The 12,226-nt window shown below is 44.7% G+C and carries 10 protein-coding genes; 2 read left to right on the top strand and 8 right to left on the bottom strand.

Features of this window, described 5'->3' with window-relative positions; translation table 11 throughout:
* Nucleotides 1–10: 10 nt before the first annotated feature.
* Nucleotides 11–400, top strand: coding sequence for an alr0857 family protein (locus tag ACLGGO_RS15205; protein WP_446419924.1), 390 nt, complete (start codon nt 11–13; stop codon nt 398–400).
* A gap of 98 nt (nt 401–498) precedes the next feature.
* Entirely contained in the window at nt 499–1,296 is a 798-nt protein-coding gene (locus ACLGGO_RS15200; RefSeq protein WP_446419923.1) for a hypothetical protein, read from the top strand.
* 39 nt (nt 1,297–1,335) lie between these two features.
* Here ACLGGO_RS15200 and ACLGGO_RS15195 read toward each other — a convergent pair whose 3' ends face one another.
* The 8 genes from ACLGGO_RS15195 to urtA form a co-directional block, all read right to left on the bottom strand.
* The gene (locus ACLGGO_RS15195; protein WP_446419922.1) at nt 1,336–1,830 is read right to left on the bottom strand and encodes a gluconokinase; all 495 of its coding nucleotides are present in this window, start codon (nt 1,828–1,830) and stop codon (nt 1,336–1,338) included.
* A gap of 75 nt (nt 1,831–1,905) precedes the next feature.
* A complete protein-coding gene (locus tag ACLGGO_RS15190) occupies nt 1,906–3,675 on the bottom strand; it encodes a sensor histidine kinase (protein ID WP_446419921.1) in 1,770 nt (589 codons plus the stop codon).
* Nucleotides 3,676–3,774: 99 nt separating this feature from the next.
* Entirely contained in the window at nt 3,775–5,256 is a 1,482-nt protein-coding gene (locus ACLGGO_RS15185) for an RNA-guided endonuclease InsQ/TnpB family protein (protein WP_446419920.1), read from the bottom strand.
* A gap of 378 nt (nt 5,257–5,634) precedes the next feature.
* Complete coding sequence (gene urtE / locus ACLGGO_RS15180; protein WP_446419919.1) at nt 5,635–6,336, bottom strand: urea ABC transporter ATP-binding subunit UrtE; 702 nt, start codon at nt 6,334–6,336, stop codon at nt 5,635–5,637.
* A gap of 484 nt (nt 6,337–6,820) precedes the next feature.
* Nucleotides 6,821–7,960, bottom strand: coding sequence for an urea ABC transporter ATP-binding protein UrtD (gene urtD, locus ACLGGO_RS15175; protein WP_446419918.1), 1,140 nt, complete (start codon nt 7,958–7,960; stop codon nt 6,821–6,823).
* 42 nt (nt 7,961–8,002) lie between these two features.
* On the bottom strand, nt 8,003–9,178 hold the full coding sequence (gene urtC, locus ACLGGO_RS15170; protein WP_446419917.1) for an urea ABC transporter permease subunit UrtC: 1,176 nt from the start codon (nt 9,176–9,178) through the stop codon (nt 8,003–8,005).
* A gap of 13 nt (nt 9,179–9,191) precedes the next feature.
* Nucleotides 9,192–10,364: an urea ABC transporter permease subunit UrtB gene (gene urtB / locus ACLGGO_RS15165; RefSeq protein ID WP_446419916.1), complete on the bottom strand. Its 1,173-nt coding sequence runs from the start codon at nt 10,362–10,364 to the stop codon at nt 9,192–9,194.
* Between the two features lie 146 nt (nt 10,365–10,510).
* Nucleotides 10,511–11,833: an urea ABC transporter substrate-binding protein gene (urtA, locus tag ACLGGO_RS15160; RefSeq protein WP_446419915.1), complete on the bottom strand. Its 1,323-nt coding sequence runs from the start codon at nt 11,831–11,833 to the stop codon at nt 10,511–10,513.
* Nucleotides 11,834–12,226: the final 393 nt, after the last annotated feature.

Here is a 12,226-nt window from a genome sequence, read left to right as displayed (position 1 = left end):
ATATCAGGTCATGCTGAAACTTACTTATACTGAAAATGGCTTTTACCTGGAGCGTCTAGCGGGTTCTCTAGAGGAATGGGTGACTTGCCGAGTCATGTTGGCGCTGCGAGCCGCATCCAGCCTCTGGGTTGAATCTAGCACTGCTTCGTTTTTACTGCCTGCCGATATGCCTCAGTTGGCTGACTTAGAAAAGGCGGTTCGGCAACAAACAATCGATGACATTTCCCTATCGATTTGCGATGCCGATTTTATCGAAGTCACCCTCAAAGGCAACTGGATGACATCCAATCCTAATGGTGAAGAGGGTGTGTTTGTAGTCAAGTTGAGCGATCGCACCGAGTTTTTTCTCTGCAAGCTGTGGCAGGATTCTCAAACTTATGCCTCTGTTACTAATGAATAACCGAGGGCGCACTACCAACAGTGCGCCTTTTTTGTATTTTTGTATGAGTCTTTTTTGGGCTAAAGTGAAGCTGATAGCCTTGCTAAAGGAATAGAACCGTGAATACCAAAGTACTACTCCCATTCTTGATCACCACCTTGCTGGTGAGTGACTCTTTAGTACCGGAAATCGGGCATGCTGAACCCCCGATTCAAGTCGCCCAATCTATCTGGAAACCCTTCTCCTCAGCCGCAGGCAATTTCACGGTCTTAATGCCCGGTACACCTAGCCAAGAACAGGATACAGTTAACACTCAGTTCGGTTCACTGAACTTAAATGGATTTAGCGTTGAACGTCCTAATGAGGCGATCTATTGGGTAGCTTACTTTGATTTACCTGGGGAGTTGAGCAATAGGATTCAAACCTCTGGTCAAATTAACGAGTTTTTAACTGCAGTCGTGCAGGGATTATCAGAAGGTGTGGAAGGTCAACTATTAAATCAGCAAACGATTACTTTAAATAATTATTCGGGAAAAGAATTTAGAACCCAGCATGGTGAAGGTGTTGTGGGTAGATATCGGGTTTATTTAGTCAATCAACGTGTCTATTTATTAGGAGTTGTCACGTCCAAAGAAAACTATTTACAAAAAAGTATTCAGGGCTTTTTTAATTCCTTCCGACTCGCGGGAGGCGCAACAGGAACAGTCAGTCCTCCTCCCCCTAACCTCAATGCCCAGTTACAACAAGCTGTCTGTAACCAAAACTGGTCACAAGCGATGAATGTTGTCAATCGAATGATCGGTCAGACTGACTCCCAAGAGGTTCGGCAACAGTTATTTGATTATAAACAAAAATTACAAGGCTTTGCCAATTCTAATGCAGTGGTTCCAGCGAGTGAGTTAGCCGATTGTTCTTAGGTTTTAGTTTAACAATTAAGAATCAATGATGAACCAATTTCACTTAATATGCAGCTTATTGATCACGCTTTGAACAATTGCCTCTGGAGATTGGGAAGCGTCAATGTAAATTGCTTCAGAGGGAGTCGGTTCTTCCAATGTTTCAAATTGACTTTGCAGCAGGCTTTCATGCATAAAGTGGTTTTGGCGATGTTTGAGCCGTTCATCAATGAGTTGAAAGCTACCTTGCAGGTAAATAAACTGGACTCGTGAATCTTGAATACCTAAAATTTGACGATAACTTGACTTGAGAGCCGAACAGGCTAATACTGTATTTTCATCTGCCATTAGCCACCGATCCATTGCCGATCGTATCGCCTCTAACCAGGGTTGTCTGTCTTGATCGTTTAGGGGTATGGCTTGTTTCATTTTCTCTTTTGCGGCTTGAGTATGAAAATCATCAGCATCCCGAAATTGCCATCCCAAGCGTTGAGCTAAAGTTTGACCCACCCTAGATTTGCCAGAGCCAGAAACTCCCATCACAATTATAATCATTTCTCAGTTCTAAGAAACCGTGGAGCTAGGTAAAAAGGAGAGTTATTGCGATCGCATACTGTATAATTCACGGATTTATCCAGGTTTTATCGGTAAGCTGACGACAAACTCTGAACCCTGACCTAATTCTGAAATCACCTCAATTTTTCCCTGATGTTTGTGAATAATCTGATACGAGATAGCTAGACCCATTCCCGTTCCTTGTCCCACCGACTTGGTTGTAAAAAATGGATCGAATATTTTAGGTTTAATTTCTGGAGGAATCCCAGAACCTGTATCCCGGATTTTGATTTCAACTTGATTATGATCAACGTGCTGGGTTTGAATAATAATCTGCCGTTTGCTCAATCCTGGCTCACTGCTTAGTTGATCAATAGCATTGTTTATAATATTCATAAAAACTTGATTGAGCTGAGCCGGATAGCATTCAATTAAAGGAATCTGCCCATAGTGTTTAATCACTTTCATATCCAGACTTAGGCGAGAATTTAGAATTAAAATTGTATTATCAATGCCTTCATGAATATCGACTTGTTTCATGTCTGCTTCATCTAGGCGAGAGAAATTTCGTAAGGATAAAATAATTTGGCGGATGCGTTCAGTCCCCACTTGCATGGAATTCATGATTTTGGGAAAATCTTCACAAATAAACTGCCAATCAATTTGATCAAGTTTAGTTTGAATCTCTGCTGAAGGATGGGGATAATGCTGCTGATATAGATGCAACAGTTCTAGAAGATCATGAGTATAGTCTTGGGCATAGGTTAGATTACCATGAATAAAATTCACCGGATTATTAATTTCATGGGCAAGTCCAGCTACCATCCGTCCCAAGCTAGACATTTTTTCACTTTGAATCAGTTGCGCTTGGGCTTGCTGTAAGTCGTGAATTTGGGTAGCGACTCGTTGAATCAGATGATTGAGAGACGTGGCTAACACTCCAATTTCATCCTCAGTTGTCACCGAGGCTTGCAGGTGAAAATTACCGTCGTGAGTGGCTTGTTCTGCAATGCGGGTTACGGCTTGAATCGGACGTGCGATCGCGCGACTGGTATAGATGGCTAAAACTGCCGCAATTCCTATCGATAGCATCATACTCCCAGCAATGATGCTAGCCCGTAATATCTTAGCGTCCTTAAATTTAGCCTTTGCCTGCTGTTGTTGAATTTCAGTTAAGCGAACGAGCTTGTCTAAACTTGCTGATATTGTTTCAAACTGGGGAATCAGTTCGCTTTTAAAGGTTGTTACCAAAAAAGGTTGAATCGTTTGAATTTGACTGGGAGTAAGCGTTTCATAATTAAGTCTTTCTAAAATAGAGCTAACAAGCTGATGATAGGTGTCTAAACCCCGATCACAATAATTCAATAGTTCTTTTGAGGAGTTCCTATAATCCCTTGGTAATTGACGATGATTTTTTAAATGAAATTGTAATTGTTCGAGTTGACTATTGCTTTTTATTAAAGTCTCATTTAATTCTATAAGATTATCCGCTTCTAAAAGCTGATTTTCTGATAAATAGGTTAGTCGTTCTTGGTACAATTGAATAGTAAAAAAAGATTTTTCTAAATTCCCCAACATACCCAGTCGTTCCTGGGTAATTTCTAACAACGCTCTGGCGCGATCATCATAATGTTCTCCAACGATTAATCCCGTCGCCGTTCCTAAAACAGCAATGCTTACCGCTAAAAAATAGCCAGAACCAATTTTTTGATGAATACTCCAACGACGGCTGATACGATTGATCCAGAGTCCAGGATTAGCAAACAGACGGAAGCGACGCGCTGGCGTGGAAGGAGTCGCGATACCTGGATGATGAGAAATAATACCCGATTCTGAGTGATGCATAAAACAAACACAATACCGTCATTGTTCTACTCTAGACAAAACACCCTTTGCCCATCTCAAGTATAATTTTCAGATGTCAATCCTTTGACACTCCCCCTTTTAGAAAAAGGGGGATTCTGCGGAACTCGCATTCCACATATCCTGAGAAAACAACTCTAATTGTCTTCCCAGGTTCCCAGGCACACGACGTTTACCCTTGCGGGTGTCGTGTTCTCTCCCTTTAGGCACTGTTAATTCAGTGCTGGGCGTTTCAAACAGACTTAGCTGCTTGGGTTTCCCACAGTCCGTGGGTACCTTTTTTATTACTAATTTCAAGCCATATTCAGCAACAGCTTTACGCTTGATATTTCGTGCCGCCTGCTTGTCTGCATGGTCGAAGTGTCCACACCTGGTACAGATAAAACGCTCTCTGTCCCGGTTGGCTTTATCGATATGACCACAGGCGCTGCACTCTCTGGATGTATCTCGCGGGTTCACTTTGAGCAAGATCTTTCTCGACTTCACAGCCGCATACTCAATCTTGGAAATTAACTCTCCCCATGAGGCATCCGAAATGGAACGATTTAGACCTCGCTTGGCTGATTGACCACCATCCAAAAAACGTCCGGTTCCTTCATCTGGTTTGGGTTTACACCGCCTCACCATTCCTTGAATGTTGAGATCTTCTACTACAACGGCATCGGCTTTCTTGACCAGTTTATTGGCAACCTGCCACTGGTAAGCATTTCTGCGATTTGTTATTTTGCTGTGTAGCTTGGCTACTTCAGCAGCCCGTTCCTTGCGCCTCCCTGAACCTTTTTTAGTTCGACTGACACGCCGTTGGCGAATCTTCAGGGTTCGCTTAGTCTTCTGATTAGTGGCAAACCTGGGGTTGGGGATATCACTCCCATCGGAGCAATGCACCAACTTAGTTAAGCCCATGTCCAGCCCAACCGCCGTTTTTACTTCGGAAGCGGGGCGGGGTATAAGCTCTGGAATTGATTTGTCCTCCAGGCGTACCGAAATGAACCATCCATCGGTTCGGCGACGAATTGTAACGCTTCTAACGGCAAACCGATCAGGGATGGGGCGGGAATTGAAAAAGCGCATCCAACCGATTTTAGGCATATAGACTTTGCTCCCCTTGAACTTGACCCGACCTGGCTTGTACTCGAACGACCGGAAATTACTGCGGTTTTTGAATACTGGGAATCCCCCCCCATCAAAGAAGTTTTTATAGGCAGTGTTCAACCTGGCAATATTGCGTTGCAATACGTCTGAGTCGATCGATTTATACCAGGGACGGGCAGCTTTCAGGTCTACCAGTGCGGCATCCTGAATCGTGCCAGCATTACGTTTTTTGCCGTTGTTTTTCCAGGGATTACCCGTCGCACCGTTTTTAACGATGCAGCAGGTTAATGGGTAAGCCTCGGCTTTAGTCCTTAAACTGCAATAGGGTCCCTGAATAAAAGAGTAATGATAAGTTTCAATCCGGTCAGCTAAACACCAGTTGTAGGAGGCTCGGAGCATATCAAGCCACGACTGCATCTTGGCAGATTGGCTGCCAGATGGACGCAGTTTATAGACGTAGCTTAATGTCATACTTGGCTGATGTTAGGTTGATTTATACTATCAGTATACCAATAAGTAGGTGGATTTAGGCAATGACCTTCAAGAAAAACCATAAGCTAGGAGCAAAAAAAATACTACCCTTCCCTTTGGACGATCAGCCAATATGTTTCAAGGGGTACAAAGGGCAAAAACTACAACTTAAAGCCGTCCCCAACTGGCAGGAACGACTAAGGGAATACGTGGCTCAACTTATAACTGAATGCGAATAAAGAAAGCCGCGTCGAACTTCAACTGTGAATTTGATGTTTCAGTCATAACACAATTACAGATGGGAAATATTCTCCCTATCTCCCCATCTCCTCTATCTCCCTCATCTTACCGTCTCCCATGTTGCTTAACAAAGGACGATTAAACCGCTAAAAACCGCTGAATCACTTGAGGACTTAGTTCACGGGTTGAACCCGATGCGACAATACCTCCCTTTTGCATCGCGTAGTACCAATCCGCTTGTCGCACAAAATGCAGATGCTGTTCCACCAGAAGCACAGAAATCCCTGTAGACTTGACAATCTGACGGATAGCGGCTTCAATTTCTAAGATAATCGAGGGTTGAATTCCTTCTGTGGGTTCATCCAACACCAGTAATCGAGGTTTCCCCATTAAAGCCCGCGCGATCGCAAGTTGTTGCTGTTGTCCTCCACTTAAATCTCCCCCCATGCGAGATAGCATGGATTCTAAAACGGGAAATAAGCTAAAAATCTCTTCAGGAATCTCAGCTTTGTTCCCTCTACCCTGACGACAGGCTTCCAACCCCAACAACAGATTTTCTTTTACCGTTAAGCGAGGAATAATCTCCCGTCCTTGGGGAACATAACCAATTCCTAATTTTGCTCGTTGATCGGGGGATTTATGGGTAATCGGTTGCTCGGCTAAGGTAATTGTACCCGTTCGCGGTTTGAGCAACCCCATAATCGCTTTCAGTAACGTTGTTTTTCCCACACCGTTGCGTCCAATCAGACAAACCATTTGTCCAACGGGTACAGTTAAATCCACATCCCGCAGGATGTGACTTTCGCCATAATACACATTCAAATCCCTAATTTGCAGCATGAACTGAGTTGGGAATTGATGATCGATTTTAGATATAACTTGCTCAGTTGGACTCATACCTAGAAGCCTTGAATTAGTATTCTTAGTTTAGTGCAGCATAACTCAAAAGTTGTTGAGGAGTGCTAAGTTGAGGAACTGTTTTAGGTTGGATATAATATAAGCAAAACTTTTCATTTCCTAGTTTGAGTTTTGATTTTACAAAGATGATAGAATTTTGACCCGGCAGCAGCAGTCCCTGGCAAAGCCTAACTTGACGTTGTTTTTTAACTGTAGTATGATTTATGAAATTTTGTAAATGATGATAAGATAGGCTATTTATAGGCAATTTTTAATAAAACCTGGCTTAAACCCTTAATATAGCGTCATTTTTTTCCTTAACGTCGGCAAAATTCAAATAATACAAGCATACCCCAACGACCAAATTTTCTGTACTTGATCAGAGATTGATTTGACAAAAAACACATTTAATGAATTGAATTCTCAATCACAACGACTTGGGGGTATCTACTTCCAAGCGATTGATAACTGCTTCCGGTAAATCCAGAAGTTTCACCAGTTCTTTATAAGCGGCTGCTTCTTGTGCATTAATCATGGGTTCATTAGGCGTGCGGGCGCTAACATTAATCACCTCATAACCCAACTTTAGAATCAACTCCCGTTCTTCAGGACTTTCAATTTGAGCAACCAATTCATCAATATCAACATTTGCCGCTAGATAATCCCGTAGTTCTGTTTGTAATTTTTCCTGTTCTTCACTATCAGGCGAAAACAATTGACTCAATCGAGAGATAATTAACTGGGCTTCTGCAGGCGCTAAATCCCCATCAGACCAAGCCATCGCTGTCACAATTCGCAGCAGTTTCATTTGATGGGCGCTAATCGAGGACTCTCGTCCTAAATACACCTCAATAACACGAGGGTCATTATGCACCTCATCGATACTCCCTTCACATAATACCGAACCCTCATGGAGTACCGTCACCTTACGGGCAATCAGCCGCACAAATTCCATATCATGTTCAATCACAATAATCGAATGACTTTCAGCGAGGGCGATTAGCAATTCAGCGATATTTTCCGTCTCTTCATCCGTTAACCCAGCCACAGGTTCATCGACAAGCAATAAATCCGGGGATTGCGCCACTAACATGCCAATTTCTAACCGTTGCTTTTCCCCATGGGAGAGTAAATCAGCTTGTAAATCGGCTTTGGGAACTAAACCAATCGTTTCTAATAATCCTGACACCCTGCGTTGTTCCGATGCAGCAGGACGACCAAAGAGAGTCGAAAAAACATTTTTATGGCGATTACAGACTAAATCTAAATTCTCTCGAACCGTTAGATTTAGATAAACTCGCGGCGTTTGGAATTTACGACCAATACCCATCTGCACAATCTTATGTTCAGATTTGCGCCGCAGATTTTGTCCTTTAAATAAAACTCGCCCCCGGGTTGGTTGTACTTTTCCCGTGATCACATCGAGAAACGTAGTTTTTCCCGCACCATTGGGTCCAATAATCACCCGTAACTCTCCAGTATCCATACTGAAGTTGAGGTTATTGAGTGCTTTAAAGCCATCAAAACTAACGGTTAAATCTTCAATTGCCAAGATTTGTTGATTCATGTTTTGCCGGAGTTGAGGTGACGAATGAGTAATGACGAATGACTAAGGACTAATTTCTTCTCGTTCTCGCTGCACCTCTGGGTCTTCTTCTAAACTGGGATAGGTAATCACTTCTTTGCGCTTACCGAATAAACTAAGCAACCCCTGATAACCGGAATACCGCCACCAACCGACAATTCCATTTGGCAATACCGTCACCACCAGCAAAAATAATCCCCCTTGGAAAAATAGCCAACTTTCGGCAAACTTTTCACTTAAAATGCTTTTAGCAAAATTGACTACCAGCGCCCCTAAAATTGCCCCCACGAGTGTGGCGCGACCACCAACCGCCACCCAAATCACCATTTCAATCGAGAAGGCAATATCCATCGTCGTCGGTGAAACAATACCCGTTTGCAGGGTGAACATCGCACCAGCGATTCCCGCCAACCCCGCAGAAATAGCAAAAACTAGAACCTTAAAACCTGTGGGATTGTAGCCCGAAAATCTTACCCGACTTTCATCATCGCGAATCGCCACCAGTAACCGTCCAAAACGACCCTGAGTCAGCCAGCGACATAAGGCATAAGAGATTATCAGCAACAGGATTGTAATGGTATAAAATATAAACTGGGTTCGGTCGTCATTCACATTAGCACCCAGCAAGGTTTGGTAATTGGTTAAACCATTTGCACCATTGAATAGTTTCTGCTGACCATTGAATAAATTGAAAAATATAATGGTTGCGGCTTGGGTGAGGATGGAGAAATAAACGCCCCGAATCCGGTTACGAAAGACGAGATAGCCAAATAAGCCCCCGACGATAGCTGGAACAACAATAACGGCAAAAACAGTAAACCCAAAAGAATTAAACGGTTGCCAAAACCAGGGCAATTTCTCCACACCGTAGAGCGTCATAAATTCCGGCAAACGACCCCCTTCTAGGGGGGCTAATTGCAGGTGCATTGCCAAAGCGTAACCCCCCAGGGCAAAAAAGATGCCATGACCCAGGCTCAAGAGTCCGGTATAGCCCCAAATCAAGTCAATTGCCAAGGCTGCGATCGCCAATGCCAAAAATCGCCCCAGAAGGTTCAGGCGAAAGTCAGACAGCGCCAACGGTATGACAATAATCAACACCAGTGCGATTAGAGTAACCACACCCACTTCAATCAGCAGTGATCGACGACGCTTTCGCCGTCGCTCTATTCCAGGAATTTCAATTACTGAGTCAGATATCATTTGTCATTCGTCATTACAATTCATAGGATCGTCCCTTCTGTGGGAAAATACCGCCCGGTCTAATTTGCAGGAAAATAATAATTAGGGCAAACACCATCACCTTTGCCATAGTGGTGGTGGCAAAAAAGGTAAACAAATCAAATAACGGCTCAATGGGCTGAAATAGCAAAGCCAGTATTCCAGAACCAATTAGGTAATTAATTGTCCCAATCGCTAACGCCGCCACAATCGAACCTACCAATTTACCAACGCCGCCAACCACCACCACCATGAACGTATCGACGACATAATTTTGACCCGTATTGGGACTCACTGAACCCAGCAAACTAATCGCACAACCCGCCACTCCTGCTAATCCCGAACCAATGGCAAAGGTTAAAGCATCAACCTTACCCGTAGGAATACCCAAACAAGCGCTCATACTCCGATTTTGAGTCACAGCGCGAATTCGTAATCCCCAAGCTGAACGCTGTAAGAATAGGTAAATTCCCGTAATGCAAAGAATAGTTAGCCCAATAATAAATAGTCGGACATAAGATAACTGAAAACTGCCTTCGGGTAACTCAACTAACCACCCTCCCCGTAACCAGGTTGGTGCAGTTACATCGACACCCTGAGTGCCAAACCAAGGCTTAGTCGTCGCCAGGGCAAAGGTTTCACCTAAAACCTTCCCAATGGTAAAGACAATCCCTAAGGATAGTACCAGCATTGTTGGTATTGCCCCAGAGCGAATCCTCGGAAAATCTGCCCGACGAGACAGCACCCACATTGCCCCAAAAAACAGCAGGCAAAATAGGACAATACCAATTGCCATCACCCAATTTACGCTGCGGATAAACTGCTGCAAAATTAGGCTAACACCCCACGTTGCTAGCAAAGTTTCCAGGGGACGCCCGTACAGAAAACGGATTACGCCCCGTTCGAGAACCAATCCCACGGCGGCGGTAACCAGAAACGCGATCGGTATGGCAAAGATGATATAAGCTTCAAACCAGGGTGCCCCCAGAGACTTGAACCCATTTTGGACAACAAAGGTCGTATAAGCACCCAGCATCATCAACTCGCCGTGCGCCAAGTTGATCACACCCATGAGTCCGAACACAATGGCTAATCCTAGAGCTGCAATTAAGAGAACAGCGCCAATACTGATACCGCCATAGAGACTATCTAACAGTCCTGCTAGCACAATTTTCTACTTTGATTATTGATGGTTGATTTTTTATTGTGTAGGGGTTCTTTTCACTATTATCGTTTCTTGCCTCACCAAGGAGGGGACTTGCGCCCGCCCCGACTCCCCTATCTTTCCTGTTCCTTGTCTGCCTGTTCCAGAGGTTATACGTCTTTTAACTTGTATTTGCCACCCTTACTCAGGTCAGACCAATCACAACCATACCCTTTAGTTTCAGCCACAAATTGATTCCAGGGAATCGGTTCAACAGCCGCTTCTGTCTCATTGACAATTTCAAACAAACCATCGTCTCCCACTTGACCAATCCGCACCACTTTCGAGAGGTGATGGTTAGGATTCATGGTCACCATACCTTCTGGGGCTTCAAATTTCTGACCATAAGCCGCTTTGCGGACAGCTTCTAAGTCATCAGCCGTTCCCGCTTGTTCAACCGCTTGCTTCCACAAGTAAACCCCAATATAGGCGGCTTCCATCGGGTCGTTGGTCACTCGGTCTTCACCATATTTTGCCTTAAATGCCTTGACAAACTCCTGGTTTCGTGGTGTGTCAACGGTTTGGAAGTAGTTCCAAGCCGCATAGTGACCTTTGAGGTATTCGGGCCCAATCGCCTTGACTTCTTCTTCAGCGATACTGACAGACATAACCGGATACTTGTCAGGTGTCAAACCGGCACCCTGTAGCTGTTTGAAGAATGCCACATTACTATCCCCGTTGAGGGTATTGAAGATAACGCCCCCTTCTGGTAACGCGGCACGGATTTTAGTAATAACTGGGGTAACTTCTGTATTTCCCAAGGGTAAGTAATCTTCGCCAACCGTCTCGCCACCGAGTTCTTTTAGCTGTGCCTTAATAATTGTGTTGGCGGTACGAGGGAACACATAGTCAGAACCAATCAGGAAGAATTTTTTGCCCTTATTCTCCAGCAACCAATCCACGGCTGGCTCAATCTGCTGATTGGGAGCAGCGCCTGTATAGAAGATGTTGTTAGAACACTCCTGACCCTCGTACTGCACAGGATACCAGAGCAGATGTTTTTTCTCTTCAAAGACGGGCAATACCGCCTTGCGGCTAGCCGACGTCCAGCCGCCAAAAACGGAGACTACTTTATCTTGGTCAATTAGCTTTCTAGCTTTCTCAGCAAACGTGGGCCAATCTGAGGCACCATCTTCCACAATCGCTTCAATCTGCTTACCGAGAATACCACCGGCGGCGTTGATTTCCTCAATGGCGAGTTGTTCAGCATCGACAACACTTTTTTCACTAATTGCCATTGTGCCGCTCAGGGAGTGGAGAATCCCAACTTTTATCGTCTCGCCACTACTACCACCTGCTGCTGAGTCAGGCGTTGTCGCATCTACGGTGGTATCCGTTGCTGGCGGTTCACTACAGGCTTTGAGGAGAAGACTGGTTCCTAACGCGGCGGAGCCATAGATCAAAAATTTACGTCGCCCTAATCGTCTAACCATTTTTATAAAGATTCCTCAGGTAATTCCGTTCGTTGATAGAGATAAACAAGGTTAAGCTGCGATAATAGAGCCAGCTTAGCCGAGTAATTGTTATTTCTGATACCAAACGCCCAGATGGAGGAGATTTAGCAGATGGGTGAGATGGTGCTACTACAAGGGATAGGCAAGTAGAGACGTAAGGCGTGGAACCTCTGTCTGGAAGCCGGGGTGTAGAGGCGGGTTTTACAGCATTGGTGTCAACTTAAGCGCTAAAAGCCGGGGAAGCAGGGGGAGCAGAGGGAGCAGGGGGAGCAGGGGAAGCAGGGGGAGCAGGGGAAGCAGAGGGAGCAGGGGGAGCAGGGGGAGCAGAGGGAGCAGAGGGAGCAGGGGGAGCAGGGGGAGCAGAGGGAGCAG

This window comes from Coleofasciculus sp. (assembly GCF_046565525.1).
In the GTDB taxonomy this organism is placed as follows: Bacteria; Cyanobacteriota; Cyanobacteriia; order Cyanobacteriales; family Coleofasciculaceae; genus Coleofasciculus.
This window is presented reverse-complemented; position numbering and strand designations above follow the sequence as displayed.